The following is a 21,460-nucleotide window of genomic DNA, read 5'->3' as shown; positions in this document are numbered from 1 at the left end:
GGGCGGCGCGGGCGCGGGCCGCTTGACTGGGCCGCGTGACCGAACAGAACCTGATGCGGCTGCTCTCCGGACTCGCCGCTCCGATCCTGGCCCCGCTGCGTGACCTCCCGTCCGGCGCGCATGTCGTGCAGCTCGCCTGCGGCACCGGGACGCTCAGCCTCGAGCTGGCCCGGCAACGGCCCGACCTGCGGATCACCGGCATCGACAACAACCCGGCGGTGCTGCCGTCCGGCACCGCGAACGCCGAGTTCCGGGTCATGGACATGGCCCGGCTCGACTTTCCCGACGGCGGAGCCGACGCGGTCATCTCCCGGATGGGCCTGCTGCTGCCGAGCACGGCGCCGGTCGGCGTGGCCTCGCGCGAGGCGGCGCGGGTGCTGCGTACCGACGGGATCCTCAGCCTCGCCACCTGGCCCGACCTGGCCTCCAGCCCGTACACCGGCATCGGTCTGTCCGTTCTGCGGGAGTTGCTCCCCGACGTGCCGGACGTCGAGGCGGCCTTCGCCGGCTACACCGAGGAGCTGGAGGGTTTCCGGGACGTCGCGGCGACCACCTACCACTGGGACACCGAGTACCCGGATTTCGAGAGCTGGTGGGCGTTCTGCGCCGGCTTCGGGCCGCTCGCGGGTCTCTTCGCCCGTGCCGACGAGCAGAAGGCGCGCGCGGTGATGGCCGAGCACATCGCCGGGTTCCGGACCGGGTCCGGCGGCTACCGGCTGCCGGCCAGCTGCCGGTTGATCACCGCCCGGCGATGAGGGCGACGAGCACGGCCCGGGTGGCCTCCAGGTGGGCCCGCATGGCGCCCTCGGCGGCGGCGCCGTCGCGGGCCAGGACCGCGGAGACCACCGGCTCGTGCTCGGCCAGGATCGCGGTCAGGGTGCGGCCGGCCGCGGTCGTCGGCGGTCCGAGCAGGGCCGTCGTGCTGCGCAGGCGGTCGACGATGGTCGCGGTGCGGGGTCTGCCCGAGGTGCGCAGCAGTGCGTCGTGCAGCGCCCGGTCGGCCGGCCAGAACGCCGCCTCGTCGCCCCGGGACGCCGCGCCGGCCATCGCCGCCAGCGACGCCCGAATCTCGGCCAGTTGCTCGTCGGTGCCCCGCTCGGCGGCCCGGCGGGCGGCCGGTGGTTCCAGGGCGAGGCGGATGCCGATGATCTCCTCGATGTCGTCGGTGCGCGGCGGCAGCACCCGGAAGCCGCGGTTGCGCCGGATCTCGACCAGCCCGGCCTCGGCCAGCCGCAACATGCCCTCGCGGACCGGGCTGCGCGAGACGCCGAGGATCTCGGCCAGCTGGTAGACCGAATACGTGGTCTCGGGCACGAGCTGCCCGGACGCGACGCCGTCGCGGATGGCCTGGGCGACCGCGTCGGCCAGGGACGGAGCCTCGGGAAGGCGGAGCGAGGGCATGAGTAACATGTTACTCATGGGAGATGTGGTGGCAGAGCTGGAGAGGGCCGGGCTCGAGGTTCGATCCGATCCGGGTACGCGCGGCATGTACGCCTCCGACGCCTCCCTCTACCGCATCCCGCCGCTGGCCGTGGTCCGCCCCCGCGACGTCGACGAGGTGGCCGCCGCCCTGGCCGTCGCCCGCGCCACCGGGGTGCCGCTGACCAGCCGGGGCGCCGGCACGTCGGTGGCCGGCAACGCGGTCGGCCGGGGCATCGTGCTCGACTTCTCGCGCCACCTCAACCGGGTGCTCGAGGTCGACCCCGAGGCCCGGACCGCGGTCGTCGAGCCCGGCACCGTGCACGCCGTCCTGCAGAAGGCGGTCATCCCGCACGGCGTCCGCTTCGGCCCCGACCCGTCGACCCACCCGCGCTGCACGATCGGCGGGATGATCGGCAACAACGCCTGCGGTTCCCGGTCCCTCGCCTACGGCCGCACCTCCGACAACGTGGCCGGGCTCGCCCTTCTCACCGCCGCGGGCGAAAAGATCACGACCGGGCCGTCCGGCGTCACCGGCGCCGCGTCCGTCCTGGCCGGGGTGCGGGAAGCGGTCGACGCGCACCTCGCCATCGCCCGCACCGAGTTCGACCGGTTCGGCCGGCAGGTCTCCGGCTACGCCGTGCAGCACCTGCTGCCCGAGCGCTTCGACCTGACCCGGGCCCTGGTCGGCTCCGAGGGCACCCTGGCCGTCATCACCCGCGCCACCGTGAAGCTGGTCGTGGACGCCCCGGTGCGGGTCGTCGTCGTGCTCGGCTTCCGCGACATCGTCGCCGCCGGCGAGGCGTCCCCGGCCGTGGTGGCCCACGGTCCCACCTCCTGCGAGGGCCTCGACTCGCGGCTGCTCGACGTGCTGCGGGCCCGCCGCGGCGCCGACGCCGTGCCGGCCCTGCCCCGCGGCCGCGCCTGGCTCTTCGTCGAGCTCGCCGGCGACGACCCGGGCGAGGTCGAGGCGCGGGCGCGGCGGCTCGCGGCCGACGGCATCGGCGACGACGCGCTGGTCGTCACCGACCCGGCCACGCAGGCCCGGCTGTGGCGCATCCGCGAGGACGGCGCCGGGCTGGCCGGTCGCGCGCCCTCGGACAAGCCGGCCTGGCCGGGCTGGGAGGACGCGGCCGTGCCGCCCGATCGGCTGGGCGCCTACCTGGCCCGGTTCGACGAGCTCGTCGCGTCGTACGGGATGACCTCGGCGCCGTTCGGCCACTTCGGTGACGGGTGCATGCACGTGCGCCTGGACCTGCCGCTCGACCAGCCCGGCGGCACGAAGGTGATGCGAGAGTTCCTGACCGACGCGGCCAAGCTGGTGGGCGAGTTCGGCGGGTCGCTGTCCGGCGAGCACGGCGACGGCCGCGCCCGGTCCGAGCTGCTGCCGCACATGTACTCGGCCGGCGCCCTGAAACTGTTCGCCGGGGTCAAGCACGCCTTCGACCCGGGCAACCTGCTCAATCCCGGGGTGCTGGTCGACCCCGATCCGATCGACGCCGACGTGCGCCCGGCCGGCCACTTCTCGTTGCCACGCCTCGCGCTGGCGTACCCGCACGACGACGGCGACCTGGGTCAGGCCGTGCACCGGTGCACCGGCGTGGGCAAGTGCCGGGCCGACAACGCCGCCGCCGGTGGTGTGATGTGCCCGTCGTACCTGGCCACCCGGGAAGAGAAGGACTCCACCCGGGGCCGGGCCCGGGTGCTGCAGGAGGTGGTCCGCGGCGAGCTGCCCTGGTCGCATCCGTCGGTGCACGACGCGATGGACCTGTGCCTGTCCTGCAAGGGCTGCGCCTCCGACTGCCCGACCGGCATCGACATGGCCACCTACAAGTCCGAGGTGCTGCACCAGACGTACGCCGGAAAGGTCCGTCCCCGCTCGCACTACACGCTCGGGAAACTGCCGTTCTGGGCGCGCCTGGCCGGCTGGACGCCGCGGCTGGCCAACCTGGCGACCCGGCTACCCGGCGTCCGCGGCCTGGCGCTGTGGCTGGCCGGTGTCGACAAGCGACGGTCGGTGCCGGCCTTCGCGCGGCGCCCGTTCCGCCGCACCTTCGAACCCCGGACCGGCGGCAAACCGGTCGTGCTCTTCGCCGACTCGTTCTCCGACGCCTTCTCGCCCGAGGTCGCCGAGGCCACGGTCCGCGTGCTGCGGGCCGCCGGCTACGAACCGCGGCTGCCGTCCGGCCCGGTGTGCTGCGGTCTGACCTGGATCACCACCGGGCAGCTGGACAAGGCCAAGACCATTCTCCGCCGTACGGTCACAGCGCTCGCCCCCGACGCCCGCGCCGGCCTCCCGATCGTCGGCATCGAACCGTCCTGCACCGCCGTGCTGCGGTCCGACCTGCACGAACTGCTACCCGGCGACGACGACGCCCGCGCGGTCGCCGGCTCGGTGCACACCCTGGCCGAGCTGCTGGCCCGGACGGACGGCTGGACCCCGCCCGACCTGTCCGGCGTCGAGGTGGTCGCCCAGCCGCACTGCCACCACCACGCCGTGCTGGGCTGGAAGACCGACGCCGACCTGCTCGCCGACAGCGGGGCCACGGTGCGGCGGCTGGCCGGGTGCTGCGGTCTGGCCGGCAACTTCGGCGTGGAGATCGGCCATTACGAGGTGTCGGTGGCGGTCGCCGAACAGAACCTGCTGCCCGCCCTCGACGCGGCCCCGGACGCGGTCGTGCTGGCCGACGGCTTCTCCTGCCGTACCCAGATCGCCGACCTCCGCGACCGCCCGGCCGTGCACCTGGCCCAGCTCCTGGACCGCTGAGCCGTTTCCGGTCGCGCCCAACCCTCCGATCCGGCGCGTGACCGTCCGATCCGGCGCGTGACCGTCCGATCCGGCGCGGGGCCCTCAGGTCGCGCGGGATCCTCAGGTCGTGCGGGAACGGAACGCGCGGCGGTACGCCTGGGGGCTGATCCCGACGACGCTCTTGAACCGGTCGCGGAAGGCGGTCGGCGAACCGAAACCGGCCGTGTCGGCGATCCGGTCCACGGTGTCGTCGGTGTTCTCCAGGAGGTACTGCGCGCGGCGCACCCGGGCCCGGTGCAGCCAGCGCAGCGGTGTCGTCCCGGTCTGCTCCCGGAACCGCCGGTTCAGCGTGCGGGTGCTCATCCCCGCGTGCGCCGCGATCTGCGCGGTCGTGAGCTCGGCCGGCGCGGCCTCCTCGAGCCAGCGCAGCACCGGCTCCAGCGCCGACCCGCGCGGAGCGGGCGGCTGCTCGTGCACGATGAACTGGGCCTGACCGCCCTCACGTTCGAGCGGTACGACCGACAGCTTGGCCGCGTCCGCCGCCACCGCCGAGCCGTGGTCGCGACGGATCAGGTGCAGGCACAGGTCGAGCCCGGCGGCGGCACCGGCCGAGGTGGCCAGCAGGCCGTGATCGATGTAGAGCACCGTCGGATCGACCTCGACCTCCGGATAGGACGAGGCCAGCAGATCGGCCGCGACCCAGTGCGTGGTCGCCCGCAGGCCGTCGAGCAGGCCGGTCGCGGCCAGAATGAAGGCGCCCGAGCAGAGCGAGGCGATCCGCGTGCCCCGGGCCGCGGCCGCGCGCAGGCTCTTGAGCACCTCGGGGTCGATCGGGATGCTCAGGTCGGCACAGCCGGGCAACAGGATCGTGTCGGCGCTGTCCAGGGCGTCCAGGCCCCAGGCGACGTCGAGCGTGAAGAGGCCGGCGTCGACCCGGGGCGCGGGGGAGCACACCCGTACCTCATAGGGGTTGCCGCCGTCGGCCAGCCGGACCCGGGCGAAGACCTCGAGCGGCGTGGCCAGGTCGAACGGGATCACACCGGGCAGGGCCAGAACAGCGATGGTGTGCATGGTCGCCAAGCCTAGACCGGCCGTGGCGGGAATCCGTTGGCACCTGGCATTCGCGCCACTGTTCGCGCGCGCGGGCGCCGCCTAACTTCGCAACCGTGACAAAAGTGCTTCTCAGCATCCATGTGCTCGCCGCGATCATCGCCGTCGGACCCGTCACCGTGGCGGCCAGCATGTTCCCCGCCCTGGCCCGCCGCGGCGACGCCCGCGCATTGCGCCTGCTGCACCGGATCTGCACGGTCTACGCGACGATCGGCGTCGCGGTGCCGGTCTTCGGCCTGGCCACGGCGACCAGCCTCGGCGTGCTCGGCGATGCGTGGCTGCTGACCTCGATCGGGCTGACCATGGTGGCGGCCGCGCTGCTCGGGCTGGTCATCCTGCCGCGCCAGAAAGGGCTTCTCGACCAGGCCGGACCGGATCCACGGCTGGGCATGCTCACCGGCGTGTTCAACCTGCTGTGGGCGGTCGTGGTCGTGCTGATGATCGTCCGCCCCGGCTCCACCACCGGCGCATGAGCCTGCTGCGGGCGGCCGCCATCGCCGACCTCGTCACCCTGGTCGTGCTTCTGACCAACCTGGCCACCGTGCACATCCCGCAGGTGGCGTCGCTGATGGGCCCGATACACGGATGCGCCTACCTGCTGGTCATCGGAGCCACCTGGCACCTGACCCGATCGGGGCGCGCCACGGTGCTCGCCGCGATCCCGATCATCGGGGCAGCGCGGACCATTCTTCGATCCGGTCGATGACCGCCCGCGGGGTGCGGCGGGCCCAGCTGAAATGGTCGAAGCCGCCGGGCCGGTCGGCCGCCCCGGCCGGCACGGTCAGCCGCGAGACCGGGCCGCCGACCCGCCGGGCCAGATGGTCGACGGCCCCGGCGGGGATCAGGCGGTCGCCGTCGAGGTCGATCAGCAACGCGGGTACGCGCGACCCGGCCAGCGCCGCCTCGTAGTCGGTGGGGTCGCCGGCCAGCCGGTAGCGGCCGTGCCGGGCCTCGTACGCCCAGTCCCGCATCAACGACCGCGGCTGCCGCCCGGCGAACCGCATCACGTGCCCCGGCCAGTGCCCCGCCGCCCACGAGACCACGCTGACCACGCCGACCCCGAGCCGGCGCTGCCACCGCCGGCCCCACGGGAGGTGGCCGCCGGCGCTGCTGCCGGTGGCCACGGTCACCACCGCGGCCGGGGCGACGGTCCCGCCGGCCGCGGCGAGCAGGGCGATCTGCCCGCCCAGGCTGTGCCCGACGAGTACGACCTGAGGGGCCCCACGTTCGACGGCCAGCGCCACCGCGGCGGGCAGGTCGCGGCGCAGCAGGTCGGAGTAGCCGAACCGGGCCCGGCGCAGGTCACCGACCCTGCTCTCGGGCATCCCGCGCCACTCGACGGCGATGACGTGCCGTGGCCACGCCGCCAGCAACCGGTGGTAGTAGCTGAGCGGCACGCCCATCGCGGGCAGGAACACCACCGACGGGCGGGCGTCCGGCGTCCCGTACTCGCGAACGCCGATGGTGAATCCGTCGACCTCGATGCTGAGTTTCATCGGCCGTCCTCGTTCAGCACCCGGTCGGCGGCGTGCTCGAAGGCCGCCACCAGCCCCTGGACGGCCACCGCGCGCAGCCGGTTGACGGTTTCCGGCAGCAACGCCGGGTCGATGGCGAGCTGACCGTCGCGCAGCGGCTGCCAGATGCCGGCCCGGAACACCTCGGTCAGCTCGGCCGCCAGGGCGTCGGTGTGCCGGGTGAGGACGGCGGCCGCCGCGCGCAGGGCCGGCAGCGGCAACGGCAGGTCGAGCAACTCCTGGCCGACGGCGAGCTGCGACGGGGTGCTCTGGTGGCGGCCGTCCGGCAGCCGGCGCACGAGGCCGACGTCCTCGAGGAAGGCGACCTGCTCGGCCGTGAACGGCTGCCCGTCCCGCGTGGTCAGCTCGTCGTGGTGCGTGACCGGCGCCCACGGGGTCAGCAGCGAGCCGCGGACGGCGAACTCCTCGGGCGTGGCGTCGGCCGGGATCGACTCCAGCACCCGTCGGATCGCCGCCAGCGTGTAGCCGTGGTCCTGCAACCGGTGGATCAGCTCCAGCCGCACTCGGTGGCCGGCGTCGTACCAGGCCGTGCGCCCCTCCCGTGCGGGCGCGGGCAGCAGTCCCTCGGCCGCGTAGAACCGCACGGTCCGCACGGTCGTCCCGGTCGCCGCGGCCAGGTCGTCAACACTCCAGCGAGCCACAACTGTGACAGTACTACTGTCACAGTGCCGCTGCCACGATCAGTGGTAGGCCCAAGGCGCCATTCGCTGCGCGGATGCCGCCCAGGCCTACCACTCGGGCTTCCGGTGGTGGGAGGGGGCGCTGGTAGCTAGGGCTTGCGGAGGACGCCACACCACTGGTCGACCTCGACCGGCAGGGTGCCGTCGGGCAGCGGCACCGGGCGCCAGCGCGAGCACGACACCCAGCCCGGCTCGACCAGCTCCAGGCCGTCGAAGAAGGCGGCGATGCGCTCGGGGGTACGCAGCTTCAGCTTCGGCTGGGCGTCGATGTTCCACACCCGTACCGCCTCGGCCGTGGTGTCGCCGTTGACCGCCGTGGTCGTGTTGGCCACCGCGATGTAGCTGCCCGACGGCACCGCGGCCAGCAGGGCGTCGATGATCTGCCGTAGCTGGTCGTCGTCGTTGATGAAGTGCATGACGCCGAGCAGCATGATGGCCACTGGCCGGTCGAAGTCGAGCGTGTTCGCCGCCGCGCTCAGGATCGAACCGGGGTCGTGCAGGTCGGCGTGCAGGTATTCGGTGACGCCCTCGGGCGAGCTGGTCAGCAGGGCGCGGGCGTGCGCCAGGACCAGCGGGTCGTTGTCGACGTAGACGATCCGCGTCTCGGGGGCGACGGCCTGCGCCACCTCGTGCGTGTTGTCCTGGGTGGGCAGACCGGTGCCGATGTCGAGGAACTGGCGGATGCCGGCCTCCTCGGTCAGATAGCGCACCGCGCGCCCGAGGAACAGCCGGTCGGCCTGGGCCAGCTCGATGACCACCGGGAAGATCTCGCGGACCTGGTCACCGACCCGCCGGTCGGCCGCGAAGTTGTCCTTGCCGCCGAGCCAGTAGTTCCAGATGCGCGCGGTGTGCGGCACGTCGGCCCGGAGATCGTCCTGCTTGACGGGTTCGTCGGCCATCATCAGCCTTTCGGGCTCGGCAGCACGACCCACAGTGGATCGCCGGCGGATGATGATGCTACTGAATGCCGCTACTCTCCGCTACCTGTATCCAGTCTGGGTTGATCGAGCAGAACGGACGCGGCCAGTCCACTTTCGGTGGTTCCGTCGGCCCGCGTGAGCGTCAGGGTGGCCCGGTTGGTGCTGGCCTCGTCCTTGCCCTCGGGATACCAGGCGGCAAAGAAATTGTCACGGACGGTAGCGTGGACCGTCCGGCTGGAACCGTCACGGCCCCGCACGACGATGTCCACCTTCCGGATCCGCGAGCCGAGCCGGCCCGACATCAGCCGGGCGTATCCCTCGTCGGTCCGCAGCTGGCCCCACCCGTACATCTCGATGCCGGTGCGGCCGAGCTGGGCGGCGCCGGCCGGGCCGACCAGGACGCTCGACTGACGGACATCGCCGTCGTGGTCGCGGAAGCAGGTCCGGCTACCGTCCGCGGTCAGCACGTCCAGGTACGCGTACCGGCCGCGCGCCTCGCCGATCGCCACGCGGGCACCGGGCCGCTCGGCCGTCGGCACGCAGCGGTCCACGATGGCCCGGGCGTCGGCGGCGGGCAGGGGAGCGGGGTCCGGCGTCCATGACGCGTACGCCCGGCCCGGCCCGAGTCCGTTCACGACGGCGACGGTGGCGGCGACGAGGATCAGCGCCGAGCCGGCCACGGCCAGGCGCGGGAATCGCCGCCGCCGCGCGGAAAGGGCGGCCGGCGCCGGAGCGACCGGCGTGCGGGCGGCGGCCTCACGAGCGGCCGGCGTGCGGGCGGTGGCCTCATGCGCGGTGGGAATGCGGGCGGTGGCCTCATGCGCGGTGGGCGTGCGAGCGGCCGGCGTGCGGGCGGCGGCGGTAAGGGCGACGGAGGGATCGCTGTGGACGATGTCGTCGAGCAGCTTGCGGGCCGGTGGCCGGGCGACCCGGCTCGGAACCGGTTCGGCGGCCGCGCGGAGGGACTGGTCGATGTTCATGCGGAGGCTCCGGTGGGGTGAGCGGCGGGTGTGGGGTCGGGCAGCAGCAGGTGGTGCAGGCGGCGGCGGGCGCGCAGGAGGCGGAGGCTGAACGCGGGGCGGGAGATGCCGAGAAGGCGGGCGGCCTGCGTACCCCGCAGACCCTCGAAAACGGTGAGGGTGAGCACCTCCTGGTCGGCGGGACCGAGCCGATGCCAGGCTCGGACCAGGTCGACGCGGGCGGCCACCCCGTCGGCCTCGGTCCCGGGGGCGTCACCCGGCTCGCGCAGAACGCGCAGGGCCAGGCTGTGCTGACGCCGGCGGCTGCGCTGCCCGTTGCGGAGCAGGTTGTGCGCGACGGTGAACAGCCAGGCGCGGGCGTCGTCGAGCGGTTCGGGCACGTCGTCGAAGCGCCGCCACGCGGTCAGGAACACCTCGGCCACCACGTCGTCGGCCACCGCGAGGTGGATCCGGCGTTCGACGAAGCAGAGCAGGTCGTCGTACGCCGCCTCGAACAGCTCGCGGAAGGCGGTCTCGGCGTCCGGTCGTCTCATACCGCCTCCATGTCCGGCGCGGCCCGTCCTGCTACAAGATTCTCGAGTACGGGCGCCAGCCGCCGTTCGACCAGGTGGTGCACGAGCCCGGCCACGACCAGCAGCAGCACCACGGCCCCGGCCACGAGCGGCGCCGCGTCCCAGCCGGTGACCGCCTGGCACCAGCGGATCAGGCTGTATCCGACCCGCTGGTGCAGCAGGTAGAACGGGTAGGTCAGCGCACCGGCGGTGCCCAGCAGGCGCAGGCGCAGCCGGTCGGTGGCGCCGAGGGCGATCGCCGTCAGCGTGGCGTACACGATGGTGATCAAGACCGGCGCCGGCCAGACCGCGACCGGGAAACCGGGCTTCAGATCGACCACCCGCAGATGTACGAGGTGCAGGCTGACCAGCCAGCACCCGGCCAGCAGCACCCACAGCGAGCGGTCGCGCGGATTCCGGCGCAGCAGGAACATCGTCATGCCCGCGATGAAGTACGGCGCGAACCTGGGCATCACGACGTCGTCCAGCCACGCGCCCGGGAACGCCGGCATCGCGATCGCGGCCAGCAACCAGCCGGCGCCGAACAGTTTGACCCGGCGGTCGGTGAGCCCGCCGGCGATCAGGACCGCGACGACGAGATAGAAGCGCATCTCGTACCAGAGGGTCCAGTAGACGGTGTCGACCAGCGGGGTGTTCAGCGGCTCGGCCAGCATGGTCAGGTTGACCAGCACGTCGCCGCCCTCGGCGGCCCGCGGGAACGGTAGCCCGCCGCTGATCGGCAGAACGGCGGTCACCACGGTGGTGAGCAGCACGCACGCCCAGAAGGCGGGGTAGAGGCGGGCGGCGCGGGAGGCGGCGAACTCGCGGACCGTCCGTCCCCACCCGCTCATCAGGATCACGAAGCCGCTGATCAGGAAGAACGTCTCGACGCCGAGGAAGCCGTAGATGAGGATCGGGGCGGCGTCGGGCAGGTGGTAGGCGGGCCGGTGCACGCCGTCGAGCCGCCACGAGTCGCCGAAGTGGAAACCGGCCACGGCCAGCGCGCAGATCAGGCGCAGCCCGTCGATCGCGTAGAGCCGGGTGGTGCGGCGGCGGCCCGTGGGCGAGACGGGCCGTTCCAGCGTGGCGGTGGTCATGCGGCTGCTCCTGTCGGTCCGGGGTCTCCGGGCCGTACATGTGCGGCACCGCGGTGACTGCTACGCCGGATGGCCGCCCGACCTGAGGTCTCGATCGGGCACTGCCCCGAATCGCCGGTGGTAGCTGCGCGATTTCGTCAGACTGCGCATATGGGGCAATGGCTACTGCGGTGCAATCCGGCGCACTGGCGCATCCGGGACTTCTTCACCGATGGGCACACCAGCACCGGCTGGACCATCAAGCAGCACTGGAAACGGATACGGCCCGGTGACGACGTCGCCGTCTGGCTCTCGGGGGAGGGCGGCGGCGTGGTGGCGATCGGGTCGGTGGCCGGGGAACCGCACTTCGGCCCGTTCGCCGACGAGGACGCGCACTACTGGACCGGGGACCGGGACCCGGCCGGGGAGCGCTGGGTGGTGCCGGTCGAGTTCACCGCGCACTTCCTGGACCACCCCATCGGCCGGGAGGTGCTCGAGGCGGACCCCCGGTTCGCGCACGCGCTGATCCTGCGGATGACCGGTGGCCGGAATCCGTCCCCGCTCACCGACGAGGAGTGGGCGGCCGTCGCCGACCGGGTTCCGCCGCCCGGCCCGCAGGTGGTCGCGACCGCGGTGCGGGGCGCGGCGGCGGTGGTCGTGGCCGGGGCCAGTGCCGTCCGGGAGGCGTTCCGCTCGGTCGTGGGCTGACCCGGCTTCCGGTCGCCGCCGGCCGGGGTGTGGGCGCCCGGTACGTCGTCGCGGCTCGGGCGGCCGACCGGCGCTGGCCTGGGCCGCGTAACTCGGCCCGGCCGCACGCCCGCGCTGGGACTGTGCGGCCTCAGTCGACCCGGGCGGCGCGGGTCGCGATCTCCTGCAGGGCGGCGATGTGTCCACTGAGGGCGGCGCGGCCGGCCTTCGACAGGTTGAGCCAGGTGCGCGGGCGCTTGCCCACGTAGCCCTTGCGTACCTCGACGTAGCCGCTCTCGGCCAGCGCGGAGACCCGTTTGGACAGCGTGGAGTCGCTGACGTCGACCGAGTCGCGGACGAAGGCGAACTCGGCCCACTCGGTTCCGGCCAGCACGGCCAGGATCGCCAGCCGGGTCGGTTCGAGCAGCGCCTGGTCCAGTTTGGGCTCGGTCATCGCCGGGCCGCTCGGGTCAGCACCCGCCGCTGCCACCACGGGCCCACGGCGGCCAGCAGCACGCCACCGACCAGGCCGGCCCAGATCGGGTAGTGCGGGGTGTGCAGGTGGACGGCGAACACCTTGCCCCCGATCAGGATGGCGATCACCAGCAGGAACCACAGCATGCTGGCCGGATCGTAGGCGACCCGCGGCCGCGCCTGCCGCCGGAACAGGCTGCCGCCCCACCGCGAGTTGGCGATCAGCGAGACCGCCAGCACCAGGACGATCGCGGCCGAGCTCCAGCCACGGTTGAAGTCGGGCACCTGGTCGGCCAGCACGCCCCAGACCAGCACCGCGGCGCCTGAGGCGATCCAGACCCACCGCTTGCGGCCGGTCGCGGCCGCGGTCTCGGCCTGGTGCCGCTCGACATCCTGGAGAGCCTGCCGTGCCTCATCGGGCGTGGGTGTCGTACTCATCGAGCACCTCCTCTTTCCATAGCGGAAAGTACCCCTTCACTTTCCGCATTGGCAAGTACTTTCCGTCAGGCTCGTTTGAGAACGCGGATGACCGGAGCCGTCTGGACCTGGGTGATCGCGGGCAGGGCGCCGAGCCGGTCGGTCAGGTAGCGGTAGAGGTCGCGGCTGTCGCGGCAGACGACCGACATCAGCAGGTTGGCCGGGCCGGTGGTGGCCGCGCAGAAGGTCACCTCGGGGTGGCCGGCCACGGCCGCGCCGGTAGCGGCCAGGTGGGCCGGTGGCACGCTCGCCCACAAGCGGGCCTCGGCGCGGTGGCCCAGGGCCGCCGGGTTGACGTCGACGTCGAAGCGGAGCAGGCCGGCCGCGCGCAGGGCGTACACGCGGCGGGCGACTGTCGACTCGGACCAGCCGGTCGCGGTGGCCAGCGCGGCGTGCGAGGCGCGGCCGTCGGCGGCCAGGGCTTCCAACAGCGGGCGGTCGGTTCCGGCGAGGTCGGTGGTGCCGGTCTTTTCGTCGTACGCGGGGCGCAGCGCCGCCACCTGCGCGTCGGTGAGCGGGCCCGGGCCCTCGAAGGCGTGCTGTCCGCCGGTGAAGACGTTCAGCACGCTGTGCGCCGACACCGACACCACCGAGGCGGTCCGCTGCACCCGCCGCAGGATCAGTTCGTCGCGTTCCGCCACCGACCAGGAACGCAGGTTGGCGCTGATCTCGGTGCCTCCGGAGAGCAGCGTGACCCAGCGGGTGTCGTCGCGCCGGGCCAGGGCCTCGGCCACCGCTTCGGCGGCGCCCGTCCGGCACTGCATCCGGACCACCCATTCGGCGCCGCCGAGGCGGCTCGCGTCGACCATGCCGACCAGATTGATCACCCGGGCCTGGCGTAGCCGGCCGTAGCGCCGGGCGACCGTCCGGTCGGACACGCCGAGGACCTCGCCGATGCGGGCGAACGGAACCCGCGCGTCCAGGTGCAGGGCTTGCAGCATGCCGCGGTCGACCTCGTCGAGAGTGACGGAATCCGTCGTCATGACCATAACAGTGCCAGATTCCTGCAGAGTGTCGTCCGCGTCATCGGGATACCGCAACAGCGACCGATGCTTCCGGGCATGAAGGCAGTGCGATTCGCCCGGTACGGCGGGCCCGAGGTCCTCGAACTCAGCGAGGTCGGCGCCCCGCACGCGGCGGCCGGCCAGATCCGCATCCGGGTGCGGGCGGCCGGGGTCAACGGGCTGGAGTGGAAGGCCCGCCAGGGGCTGCTGCGCGACCACGTTCCCGTGCGGTTCCCGGCCGGCGTCGGTGGGGACGCGGCGGGCATCGTCGACGAGGTCGGCGCCGGGGTTGCCGACGTCGCGGCCGGCGACGCGGTGTTCGGGTCCGGGCGGGCCACCTACGCCGAGTACGCCGTGCTGACCTCGTGGGCGCGAAAGCCGGACCAGGTAACCTTCGCGGAGGCGGCCGGCTTCGCCACCCCGTTCGAGACCGCGCTGCGCCTCCTCGACGACGCCGAGGTCGGGGCCGGGCACACGGTCGTCGTCAACGGCGCGAGCGGTGGCGTCGGGTCGGCGGCGGTGCAGTTCGCCCGGGAGCGCGGCGCCCGTGTCATCGGTGTCGCCGGACCATCCAATCAGGACTACCTGGCCGAGCTCGGCGCCGTGCCGACCACCTACGGTCCCGGGCTGGCCGACCGGATCCGTGCCCTCGCCCCCGACGGGGTCGACGCCGCGCTCGACATCGCCGGATCGGGCGTCCTCCCGGACCTGATCGCACTGACCGGAGACCCGGCCGCGGTGGTGTCGATCGCCGACTTCACCGCCCCGGAGCACGGCGCCCGGGTGTCGATCGGCTTCGACCGCGACCGGGCGCCCGCCCTGCGCGAAGGTGCGCGCCTGGCCGCGGCGGGCCACGTCACGCTGCCCGTCACCCGCACCTTCCCCTTGACCGAGGCCGGCGCCGCGCAGTCCGCGTGCGCGACCGGCCATGTTCGCGGTCGCATCGTCGTGACCGTCTGACCGAGGCCGGTGCCGCGCAGTCCGCGTGCGCGACCGGCCATGTTCGCGGTCGCATCGTCGTGACCGTCTGACCGAGGCCGGTGCCGCGCGGCGTCCGGCCATGTTCGCGGTCGCATCGTCGTGACCGTCCCCTGAATCGGAGGTATTCCATGCCCATCACCCTGATCAACAGCTTCGCCGTCGAGCCGGAGCACGAGGAACGGTTCCTCGCCGAGTGGCGCGGCTCGATCGCCCACTTCGCCGCGGCGCCCGGGTTCCTCCACGCCCGGCTGCACCGCAACACCGGCCTGACCGGCACGGCCTTCCAGTACGTGAACGTCGCGCTCTGGGCCGACGCCGACTCGTACCGCGCGGTCTTCGAGGGCTACGTGCCGCCCGGGCAGCGGGTGCCGGGAGTGACGGCGTACCCCGGCCTCTTCGAAGTCCTGCACGAGGTCGACCCGTCCTGAACCCGAAAGGCGTCAGCCCGCGCCTACCACTGTGCAGAGCAGTGGTAGGGGCGGGCGGTGGTCGGGGCGTGGTTGCCGCTCGGGTCTACCACTGGTTGCGTCATGGGTGGAGGAGGGCGGAGTGGGCGGCGTTCAGCAGCCACCGTTCCGCCCGATCGAGCGACCAGCCGTTCTCGTCGGTGAGCGTGAAGTACGACGAGTACCCGAAGTAGAACCACAGCACGTCGGCGGCCTCGGCGGCGGTCAGGTCGTCGCGCAGCGCCCCGATCGCCGCGAGCCGGTCGGCGGTCAAGACCATGCCCTTCCGGTACGCCGCGGTCGCCGCCGCCAGGATCTCGGCCGCCGCCTCGTCGTGCGGCGCCGTGCCGAGGACCACGCGCATGATGTCGGCCCACTCCTCGCGGACCCGGCGGGTGCCGGCCGCCGTCACGCGCAGGATCTCGGTGCCGTCGGTCAGCTCGGCGACCCGCCGGTAGGTGCTCTCGATGACCGTCGCCGACACCCACATCTCCATCAGCGCGCGGAGCAGAGCCGGCTTGCCGCCCGCGGCGTACACCGTGGGCGGGGCGACCCGGGCCCGCGCGGCGATGTCGTCGACCCTGGTCGCGAAGTAGCCACGGGTCGCGAACAGCTCGCGGGCCGCATCGACGATGGCGCGGCGGGTCGCGGCCGCGTACTCGGCACGGCGGGTCGGTCGCTCACTCACCAATCGATCATAGCCGATCGTACTCGATGTAATTGTCTATACTGAAAACATGCAGCTATGGAACGCGGCCGTCACGCACCGACCCGCCGAGGTCGTGACCTGCCGGAATGTCGACGACGTGCGGTCCGCGCTGGGCCGGGGGTCACCGCTGTCGGTGCGCGGGGGCGGGCACGACTGGGCCGGCCGGGCGATCCGGCCGGGTGGGCTGATGCTCGACCTGTCCGGAATGCGTGAGGTGACCGTCGAGGGGGACGTCGCGACCGCGGCCGGCGGCGCCACGCTGCTCGAGGTGATGACCGCGGCCCAGACGACCGGGCAGGCGGTGGTGGCCGGCTCGGTGGGCGCGGTCGGCCTGGCCGGCCTCGCGCTCGGCGGCGGGTACGGGCCGCTGATGGGCCGGGCCGGCCTGGCCGCCGACAACATCGTCGGCGCGGACGTGGTGCTGGCCGACGGCACGCTGGTCCGCGACGACCCCGACCTGCTGTGGGCCCTGCGCGGCGGGGGCGGCAACTTCGGCGTCGTGACGGCGCTGCGGCTGCGCCTCCAGCCGGTGGCGACGGTGCTGGCCGGGCATGTGATGTTCGGCCTGGGTCAGGCCCGTGACGTGCTGACCGGGCTCGGCGCGATCCTGGGCGAGCTGCCCGACGACCTGACGTTGTCGTGCGGGATTCTGTGCGCACCGGACGGCACCCCGTTGCTGTTCGTGGGTCCGACCTGGGCGGGGGAGCCTGCGGCGGGCCGGGAGTGGATCGCGCGGATCGAGGCGCTGGGCCGCCCGGTCGCCAACACGGTCGCCGTCGTCGCGCCGACGGTTCCCCTGGAGCGCGGAGATGCGATGTTCGCTCCGGACGGGCGGCACTACGCCATCCGTACCGTCAATGTCGAAGCTCTGCCGATCGACGCTCTGCTCGCCGGCGAGGCGGCGCGGACGTCGCCGCTGAGCATGCTGAACATGCACCACTTCCATGGGGCGGCCGCCCGCGTGCCGGTCGAGGCGACGGCCTTCGGGCTGCGCCGCGACCACCTGATGGTCGAGATCATCGGCGCGTGGCGGCCCGGCGACGGCACCCGCGACAGCGGCTGGGCCGACCAGGTGGCCGAGCTCATGCGCCCGTCCGCGCTGCCCGGTGGCTACCCGAACCTGCTCGGGCCGGACCACCACGAGCAGATCCGCGACGCGTACGGGCCCAACGCGCACCGCCTGCGCGAACTCAAGCAGCGGTTCGACCCGGACGGAGTGTTCGCGGCGATCCCACTGCCCTGATGGTGGTGCTAGCCCCACCATCGATCGACGTGCCCACACTATCGAGGTGCTGGCGCATGATCCGTACCGTCGATCTCATGCTTGACCACCTGATGCCGCTGATCTCGTCGCCGTGGCTCTACGTGATCGTCTTCGTGGCGGTCGCCATCGACGGGTTCATCCCGATCATGCCTTCCGAGACCGTGGTGATCGGCCTCGGCGCGCTGTCGGCGACCGGCCGGCCCAGCCTGGCCGCGCTGGCCACGGCCGTGATCGCCGGCGGGATGGCGGGCGACCGGGTGTCGTACTGGCTCGGGCGCCAAGCCGGTGGGCGGATTCGCAACGGCAAGCTGGCGATGGCCAAAGAGAAGGCGGAGCGGGCGTTGCTGCGCTACGGCGGGGCGGCGATCCTGGCCGGGCGGTTCCTGCCGTACGGGCGCACCGCCACCACCACGACGGCCGGTTCGGTGCGGCTCCCGATCGGGCGGTTCACGCTGTTCAGCGGGCTGGCCAGTGCGGCCTGGGCGGCGTACGCGATCGGCCTGGGCTGGATCGGCGGTGCCACCTTCGCCGGGTCGCCGCTGCTCGGCACCGCCTTCGGCCTGGTCCTCGGCTCGTTCCTGGCCATCGTGCACACCGTGGCCGAGCGCCGGCGCCGCCCGGCCCCCGAGACGCGGGCGCTCCCGGCCGAAGGCGGTGCCGTGGCTGAGCGGCGGCGCCCGGCCCCCGAGGCGCGGGCGGTCCCGGCGGACGGCGGTGCCGTGGCTGAGCGGCGGCGGCCGGTCGCACAGACGCGGGCGATCCCGGCTGTTCAGCCGGTCGTGATCAGGTCGAGGGACATCACCCAGAGGCGGGTGGCCCGGGCCGGGTCGACGGCTTAGGCGGCGACACCACCCGGGCGCCGCCCGGTGACTACCGCGCGCCGGCCGGTCAGGTCGGCGCCGGTGAGACCGGCGGCGGTGGAGGTGGCGCCGAAGGGTGTGATCATGGCGGTGTCCCTTGCTACGGTTGCCTCGACGTCCGGCGGCGCTCCCGACCCGAGAGGCGCTGGTGGAGGCGGTTTACCGGCAGGTTGTGGAACGGCTCTGTGCGGCCGCCGCCGACCTTGCCCGGACCAGGCCGGGCGCCGAGGGGCTGCGAGCCTGGATGGAGATGTTCGTCGACTTCATGGCGGCCAAGCGTGGGCTCGGTGAGACGCAGCGGGCCGTGCTCACCTCCGAGGATGATCGGCGGCAGACCCGCGACCGGCTGGACCTCGCCTCGCGGCTGCTCGACCTGCTCCTGACCGGCATCGCGAGCCGGTAGCGACGTGCTCGACGTCATCACCGGCTTCGCCGTCATCTGGGTGCTCGTGCTGATCGGGTACCTGGTGGCCCGGTTCGGGCTGCTGGGCGAGGCCGGGCCGGCGACGCTCACCCGGCTCGCGTTCTTCGTCCTCGCGCCGGCCCTGATGGTCAGCACGCTGGCCGCGTCGTCGCCCGGCCGCATCTTCACCGGGGCGCTGGCCGCGTTCGTGCTCAGCACCCTCACCGTATCGGTGCTGCACATCGTCTTCGCCCGGCTGCGGCGACAGCGGGACGTGGCCGAGCTGACTGTCGGCGCGCTCGCCGCCGGCTACATCAACGCCGGCAACCTGGGCATCCCGATCGCCGCGTACATCCTGGGTGATGTTGGTTTCATCGCGCCGGTCCTGATGTTCCAGGTGCTGCTGGCCAGCCCGGCCGCCCTGGCCGTCCTGGACGTGGCGACGGGGGAGGGACGGCCGTCGTGGCGCCGGCTGGTCGCGTTGCCGCTGCGTAACCCGCTGATGATCGCCTCGGTCGCCGGGATCGCGGTGATGCTCAGCGGTGTCGAGCTGCCCGAGCCGGTGCTGCGGCCGTTCACCCTGCTCGGTTCGGCCGCGGTGCCGATGACACTGCTGGCGCTGGGCATGTCGCTGCGGGGGAGCCGGCCGCTCAACGGTGGGCCGGATGCCGCCGAGCGAACCGTCGCGGTGCTGCTCAAGTCCGTGGTCCAGCCCGCGCTGGCGTACCTGATCGGCCGTTTCCTGCTCGGTCTCGAAGGCCCGATGCTGCTGGCCGCCGTGGTCACCTCGGCCCTGCCCACTGCGCAGAACGTCTACGTCTTCGCCGCCCGCTATGGCCGCGGCGTGGCCTTCGCGCGCGACGTCATCGTCCTCTCCACCGCCGCCTCGGCGATCACCCTGGTGGCCGTGGCGGCGCTGCTCCGCTGACCAGGGGTGATGCGTATTTGTGCTCAGAGCGGCTCTGCGCACCGGGCCAGAAGTCTTGGCCGTAACCGGGCGGGAGCCAGGGTGAGGTCCAGGGCGGGCTTGTTCCCGGATACGGCGGTGCGGGGTGGACAGGCTCAGCTGTGGCCCGCCCAAGCGCTGGGGGGTGAACAGGCTCAGCTGTGGCCCGCCCAAGCGCTCGGGGGTGAACAGGCTCAGCTGTGGCCCGCCCAAGCGCTCGGGGTGGACAGGCTCAGCTGTGGCCCGCCCAAGCGCTGCGGACCTGTCATCTGTCGATGAGGGGCTCGGTCAAGCTTTGAGCGAGCGAAGGCCAAAATCGCTGGGCCCAGTCCAACCAGCTCTCATCCCCGAGCGGTGGGGAGGGTAGATCCGAACCGGAGAGCTCCTCTGGGCCGGGCACCTCAAACTGCTCTCGCCAGGGGTCGAGCTCGGCCTCGGCCATGGGGAATGTCTGCTCTGGCGTGTGTTTCCAGCGGTTCTGAATGCGGCTCCATTGCACGTCGCGTTCCACTGGCAGGTACACGATTTCACCTGACGCTCCCACTGAAGCGGCCATCCAGCGCAGGGCGGAGCGCTCATCGCGCGACCAGAGTCCGAAGTCGAGGATGACGCTGATCCCCAGGCGCAGGGCGTCGACGGCCAGCGCGAGGAGCCGGCCCTCCAACAGCCACCGCATGCCGCCGGGTTCCTGGTGTCGGTCTTCTTGGCCGAAGATGGTGAGTGCCCAGTCGTCGGGGGTGAGCCGCAGGGCTCCACGTTCCGCCGCCAGTTCCCGCGCTCGAAAGGTCTTCCCGGACCCGGGAAGACCTACCATCAAGAACAGTGTGGGGCTTTTGCCCGCCTGCGTATCTCGCGCCGTCTTGTTCACGTGATTCATGGTGCGGGATCCGAACTGGTGACGGGGTTCTTGCATCGGTATGTCCCTCATCCCGAGTGGGTTACAGACAGAACTTCGGACTGAACGCTCGCCTGCTCTGAGCACAAATACGCTGCACCGTGCTGGATACCGCACTGTGCGTGCGCGGGCGGTCATCGATCCCTATGCTTCCCGGCGGGGCGAGAACGAGATTCTGTGGTGATCGTCGTGCGCTGAAAGCGCGCCGCCCCAAAGTGTTCGCCGCGGATCTCTTCTCGTTCTGTCCACATTGGTCATACAGATTCCATGGGGGATTCATGAGAGTAAGGACCGTCGCCGTCATGGCGGCGATCGTCTGCGGGTTGACGTCGGTGGCCGGGGTCCCGGCCTACGCGGCCGACCCTCCGCCGATCGCCGAGGAGGGCGAGAGCCAATACGCGCTGACCGGCGAGCCGCTGGGCGTCCAGCAGCTCCGGACCGAGCAGCAGCGGGCGCTGGCCGCCGTGCCGACGCCGCGCACACCGAGGTTCGGCCCGAGCATCGACGGCTACGCCGCCAACGACCCGCAGAACACCTGCCAGAGCGGCGAGCGGCCGGGCCCGGTGGCGTTGCGGGCGCTGCTGAACGACACGTACGACCTGAACCGCACCGGCAACATCACCCGTGGCTGCGACGTCGGCGGCACCTCGGAGCACAAGGAGGGCCGGGCGCTGGACTACATGCTCGACTCGACCGACGCCCACGAGCGGGACATCGCCGAGACGGTGGTCGACTGGATGCTGGCCACCGACCAATACGGCAACAAGCACGCGATCGCCCGCCGGATGGGCATCATGTACATCATCTGGAACCGGCGGATCTGGTCGTCGGCGCGGGCGTCGGAGGGCTGGCGGACCTACAGCGGCTCCAACCCGCACACCGACCACGTGCACTTCAGCTTCGGCTGGCCGGGGGCCCGTAAGGAAACCACGTGGTGGACGGGGGCGCGCTCCGGTGCGAGCGCGGACTTCAACGGCGATGGTACGTCGGACATCGGCGTCTACCGGGTCAACGCGGGCCAGTGGCACATCCTCAACCTGCGTAACCGTGAGCAGATCGTGGCCAGCTACGAGTACGGCGGTGATCCCAGTGACATCCCGCTGAGCGGTGACTTCGACGGCGACGGCTACACCGACATCGCGCTCTACCGCAAGGGTGCGGGTCAGTGGCACATCAAGAGCACGCACCGCAACGTGCAGATCGCCGGCAGCCTGCCGTACGGCGGGGACCCGTCGGACGTGCCGGTGGTCGGTGACTTCAACGGTGACGGCTTCGACGACATCGGTGTCTACCG

At 72.6% G+C, this 21,460-nt stretch carries 25 protein-coding genes; 12 read left to right on the top strand and 13 right to left on the bottom strand.

Annotation, left to right across the window (positions count from 1 at the left end):
* Positions 1-35: 35 nt before the first annotated feature.
* Positions 36-755, top strand: coding sequence for a class I SAM-dependent methyltransferase (locus ACGFIO_RS13375; RefSeq protein ID WP_392826029.1), 720 nt, complete (start codon positions 36-38; stop codon positions 753-755).
* Here ACGFIO_RS13375 and ACGFIO_RS13370 read toward each other — a convergent pair.
* Positions 739-1,401, bottom strand: a complete 663-nt coding sequence (locus tag ACGFIO_RS13370; RefSeq protein ID WP_392826028.1) for a GntR family transcriptional regulator — start codon at positions 1,399-1,401, stop codon at positions 739-741. The genes ACGFIO_RS13375 and ACGFIO_RS13370 overlap by 17 nt on opposite strands.
* Before the next feature lie 16 nt (positions 1,402-1,417).
* On the opposite strand from ACGFIO_RS13370, the gene ACGFIO_RS13365 reads away from it, so the two are divergent.
* Positions 1,418-4,186, top strand: coding sequence for an FAD-binding and (Fe-S)-binding domain-containing protein (locus ACGFIO_RS13365; protein ID WP_392826026.1), 2,769 nt, complete (start codon positions 1,418-1,420; stop codon positions 4,184-4,186).
* Positions 4,187-4,288: 102 nt separating this feature from the next.
* On the opposite strand, the gene ACGFIO_RS13360 is transcribed toward ACGFIO_RS13365, so the two are convergent.
* Positions 4,289-5,239, bottom strand: coding sequence for a GlxA family transcriptional regulator (locus ACGFIO_RS13360; protein ID WP_392826024.1), 951 nt, complete (start codon positions 5,237-5,239; stop codon positions 4,289-4,291).
* Positions 5,240-5,334: 95 nt separating this feature from the next.
* Between ACGFIO_RS13360 and ACGFIO_RS13355 the strand changes: the two genes are divergently transcribed.
* Together ACGFIO_RS13355 and ACGFIO_RS13350 are read left to right on the top strand one after the other, a co-directional pair.
* A complete protein-coding gene (locus tag ACGFIO_RS13355) occupies positions 5,335-5,751 on the top strand; it encodes a hypothetical protein (RefSeq protein ID WP_392826022.1) in 417 nt (138 codons plus the stop codon).
* Positions 5,748-5,984 carry a DUF3817 domain-containing protein gene (locus ACGFIO_RS13350; protein WP_392826020.1) on the top strand — a complete coding sequence of 79 codons (237 nt, stop codon included), beginning with the start codon at positions 5,748-5,750 and terminating at the stop codon, positions 5,982-5,984. The genes ACGFIO_RS13355 and ACGFIO_RS13350 overlap by 4 nt, the downstream gene beginning before the upstream one ends.
* On the opposite strand, the gene ACGFIO_RS13345 is transcribed toward ACGFIO_RS13350, so the two are convergent.
* From ACGFIO_RS13345 to ACGFIO_RS13320, 6 genes are all read right to left on the bottom strand, one after another.
* Complete coding sequence (locus ACGFIO_RS13345) at positions 5,944-6,774, bottom strand: alpha/beta fold hydrolase (protein ID WP_392826018.1); 831 nt, start codon at positions 6,772-6,774, stop codon at positions 5,944-5,946. The two genes, ACGFIO_RS13350 and ACGFIO_RS13345, sit on opposite strands and share 41 nt — an antisense overlap.
* Positions 6,771-7,454: a MerR family transcriptional regulator gene (locus tag ACGFIO_RS13340; protein ID WP_392826015.1), complete on the bottom strand. Its 684-nt coding sequence runs from the start codon at positions 7,452-7,454 to the stop codon at positions 6,771-6,773. The genes ACGFIO_RS13345 and ACGFIO_RS13340 overlap by 4 nt, the downstream gene beginning before the upstream one ends.
* Before the next feature lie 128 nt (positions 7,455-7,582).
* Positions 7,583-8,392 (bottom strand): SAM-dependent methyltransferase, encoded by an 810-nt coding sequence (locus ACGFIO_RS13335; RefSeq protein ID WP_392826012.1) that lies wholly within the window; start codon positions 8,390-8,392, stop codon positions 7,583-7,585.
* A gap of 71 nt (positions 8,393-8,463) precedes the next feature.
* Entirely contained in the window at positions 8,464-9,393 is a 930-nt protein-coding gene (locus ACGFIO_RS13330) for a hypothetical protein (protein ID WP_392826009.1), read from the bottom strand.
* Positions 9,390-9,926, bottom strand: coding sequence for an RNA polymerase sigma factor (locus ACGFIO_RS13325; protein WP_392826007.1), 537 nt, complete (start codon positions 9,924-9,926; stop codon positions 9,390-9,392). Before ACGFIO_RS13325 ends, ACGFIO_RS13330 begins: the two co-directional genes overlap by 4 nt.
* Positions 9,923-11,041 carry an acyltransferase family protein gene (locus tag ACGFIO_RS13320; protein WP_392826005.1) on the bottom strand — a complete coding sequence of 373 codons (1,119 nt, stop codon included), beginning with the start codon at positions 11,039-11,041 and terminating at the stop codon, positions 9,923-9,925. Before ACGFIO_RS13320 ends, ACGFIO_RS13325 begins: the two co-directional genes overlap by 4 nt.
* A gap of 150 nt (positions 11,042-11,191) precedes the next feature.
* Here ACGFIO_RS13320 and ACGFIO_RS13315 point away from each other — a divergent pair, with 150 nt between their 5' ends.
* On the top strand, positions 11,192-11,728 hold the full coding sequence (locus ACGFIO_RS13315; RefSeq protein WP_392826003.1) for an EVE domain-containing protein: 537 nt from the start codon (positions 11,192-11,194) through the stop codon (positions 11,726-11,728).
* Between the two features lie 130 nt (positions 11,729-11,858).
* Here the strand turns inward: ACGFIO_RS13315 and ACGFIO_RS13310 are convergent, their stop codons facing one another.
* From ACGFIO_RS13310 to ACGFIO_RS13300, 3 genes are all read right to left on the bottom strand, one after another.
* On the bottom strand, positions 11,859-12,161 hold the full coding sequence (locus tag ACGFIO_RS13310) for a winged helix-turn-helix domain-containing protein (protein ID WP_392826000.1): 303 nt from the start codon (positions 12,159-12,161) through the stop codon (positions 11,859-11,861).
* Entirely contained in the window at positions 12,158-12,619 is a 462-nt protein-coding gene (locus ACGFIO_RS13305) for a hypothetical protein (protein ID WP_392825997.1), read from the bottom strand. The genes ACGFIO_RS13310 and ACGFIO_RS13305 overlap by 4 nt, the downstream gene beginning before the upstream one ends.
* Before the next feature lie 65 nt (positions 12,620-12,684).
* Complete coding sequence (locus ACGFIO_RS13300) at positions 12,685-13,641, bottom strand: Lrp/AsnC family transcriptional regulator (RefSeq protein WP_392825994.1); 957 nt, start codon at positions 13,639-13,641, stop codon at positions 12,685-12,687.
* A gap of 78 nt (positions 13,642-13,719) precedes the next feature.
* On the opposite strand from ACGFIO_RS13300, the gene ACGFIO_RS13295 reads away from it, so the two are divergent.
* Together ACGFIO_RS13295 and ACGFIO_RS13290 are read left to right on the top strand one after the other, a co-directional pair.
* Positions 13,720-14,622, top strand: a complete 903-nt coding sequence (locus tag ACGFIO_RS13295; protein WP_392825991.1) for an NADP-dependent oxidoreductase — start codon at positions 13,720-13,722, stop codon at positions 14,620-14,622.
* A gap of 149 nt (positions 14,623-14,771) precedes the next feature.
* On the top strand, positions 14,772-15,071 hold the full coding sequence (locus ACGFIO_RS13290) for an antibiotic biosynthesis monooxygenase family protein (protein WP_392825988.1): 300 nt from the start codon (positions 14,772-14,774) through the stop codon (positions 15,069-15,071).
* A 100-nt stretch (positions 15,072-15,171) separates the two neighbouring features.
* On the opposite strand, the gene ACGFIO_RS13285 is transcribed toward ACGFIO_RS13290, so the two are convergent.
* Positions 15,172-15,777, bottom strand: coding sequence for a TetR/AcrR family transcriptional regulator (locus ACGFIO_RS13285; RefSeq protein WP_392825986.1), 606 nt, complete (start codon positions 15,775-15,777; stop codon positions 15,172-15,174).
* Between the two features lie 49 nt (positions 15,778-15,826).
* Between ACGFIO_RS13285 and ACGFIO_RS13280 the strand changes: the two genes are divergently transcribed.
* From ACGFIO_RS13280 to ACGFIO_RS13265, 4 genes are all read left to right on the top strand, one after another.
* Positions 15,827-17,041 carry an FAD-binding oxidoreductase gene (locus tag ACGFIO_RS13280; RefSeq protein ID WP_392825983.1) on the top strand — a complete coding sequence of 405 codons (1,215 nt, stop codon included), beginning with the start codon at positions 15,827-15,829 and terminating at the stop codon, positions 17,039-17,041.
* Between the two features lie 77 nt (positions 17,042-17,118).
* Positions 17,119-17,901, top strand: a complete 783-nt coding sequence (locus ACGFIO_RS13275; protein WP_392825981.1) for a DedA family protein — start codon at positions 17,119-17,121, stop codon at positions 17,899-17,901.
* Positions 17,902-18,070: 169 nt separating this feature from the next.
* Entirely contained in the window at positions 18,071-18,325 is a 255-nt protein-coding gene (locus ACGFIO_RS13270) for a hypothetical protein (protein ID WP_392825979.1), read from the top strand.
* Between the two features lie 4 nt (positions 18,326-18,329).
* A complete protein-coding gene (locus ACGFIO_RS13265) occupies positions 18,330-19,253 on the top strand; it encodes an AEC family transporter (protein ID WP_392825977.1) in 924 nt (307 codons plus the stop codon).
* Between the two features lie 283 nt (positions 19,254-19,536).
* On the opposite strand, the gene ACGFIO_RS13260 is transcribed toward ACGFIO_RS13265, so the two are convergent.
* Positions 19,537-20,139, bottom strand: coding sequence for an AAA family ATPase (locus ACGFIO_RS13260; protein WP_392825975.1), 603 nt, complete (start codon positions 20,137-20,139; stop codon positions 19,537-19,539).
* Between the two features lie 305 nt (positions 20,140-20,444).
* Between ACGFIO_RS13260 and ACGFIO_RS13255 the strand changes: the two genes are divergently transcribed.
* On the top strand, positions 20,445-21,460 hold a 1,016-nt coding region (locus ACGFIO_RS13255; protein WP_392825973.1), incomplete at its 3' end, for an FG-GAP repeat domain-containing protein.

Source organism: Actinoplanes sp. NPDC049265, assembly GCF_043197135.1.
Classification (GTDB): Bacteria; Actinomycetota; Actinomycetes; order Mycobacteriales; family Micromonosporaceae; genus Actinoplanes.
This window is presented reverse-complemented; position numbering and strand designations above follow the sequence as displayed.

Bases quoted from the DNA above. Each gene is read 5' to 3' on its own strand.
- ACGFIO_RS13275 (WP_392825981.1), top strand. From the start codon at position 17,119: ATGCTTGACCACCTGATGCCGCTGATCTCGTCGCCGTGGCTCTACGTG.
- ACGFIO_RS13365 (WP_392826026.1), top strand. From the start codon at position 1,418: ATGGGAGATGTGGTGGCAGAGCTGGAGAGGGCCGGGCTCGAGGTTCGA.
- ACGFIO_RS13320 (WP_392826005.1), bottom strand. From the start codon at position 11,041: ATGACCACCGCCACGCTGGAACGGCCCGTCTCGCCCACGGGCCGCCGC.
- ACGFIO_RS13310 (WP_392826000.1), bottom strand. From the start codon at position 12,161: ATGACCGAGCCCAAACTGGACCAGGCGCTGCTCGAACCGACCCGGCTG.
- ACGFIO_RS13345 (WP_392826018.1), bottom strand. From the start codon at position 6,774: ATGAAACTCAGCATCGAGGTCGACGGATTCACCATCGGCGTTCGCGAG.
- ACGFIO_RS13295 (WP_392825991.1), top strand. From the start codon at position 13,720: ATGAAGGCAGTGCGATTCGCCCGGTACGGCGGGCCCGAGGTCCTCGAA.
- ACGFIO_RS13335 (WP_392826012.1), bottom strand. From the start codon at position 8,392: ATGGCCGACGAACCCGTCAAGCAGGACGATCTCCGGGCCGACGTGCCG.
- ACGFIO_RS13360 (WP_392826024.1), bottom strand. From the start codon at position 5,239: ATGCACACCATCGCTGTTCTGGCCCTGCCCGGTGTGATCCCGTTCGAC.
- ACGFIO_RS13350 (WP_392826020.1), top strand. From the start codon at position 5,748: ATGAGCCTGCTGCGGGCGGCCGCCATCGCCGACCTCGTCACCCTGGTC.
- ACGFIO_RS13280 (WP_392825983.1), top strand. From the start codon at position 15,827: ATGCAGCTATGGAACGCGGCCGTCACGCACCGACCCGCCGAGGTCGTG.
- ACGFIO_RS13330 (WP_392826009.1), bottom strand. From the start codon at position 9,393: ATGAACATCGACCAGTCCCTCCGCGCGGCCGCCGAACCGGTTCCGAGC.
- ACGFIO_RS13290 (WP_392825988.1), top strand. From the start codon at position 14,772: ATGCCCATCACCCTGATCAACAGCTTCGCCGTCGAGCCGGAGCACGAG.
- ACGFIO_RS13305 (WP_392825997.1), bottom strand. From the start codon at position 12,619: ATGAGTACGACACCCACGCCCGATGAGGCACGGCAGGCTCTCCAGGAT.
- ACGFIO_RS13300 (WP_392825994.1), bottom strand. From the start codon at position 13,641: ATGACGACGGATTCCGTCACTCTCGACGAGGTCGACCGCGGCATGCTG.
- ACGFIO_RS13325 (WP_392826007.1), bottom strand. From the start codon at position 9,926: ATGAGACGACCGGACGCCGAGACCGCCTTCCGCGAGCTGTTCGAGGCG.
- ACGFIO_RS13315 (WP_392826003.1), top strand. From the start codon at position 11,192: ATGGGGCAATGGCTACTGCGGTGCAATCCGGCGCACTGGCGCATCCGG.
- ACGFIO_RS13370 (WP_392826028.1), bottom strand. From the start codon at position 1,401: ATGCCCTCGCTCCGCCTTCCCGAGGCTCCGTCCCTGGCCGACGCGGTC.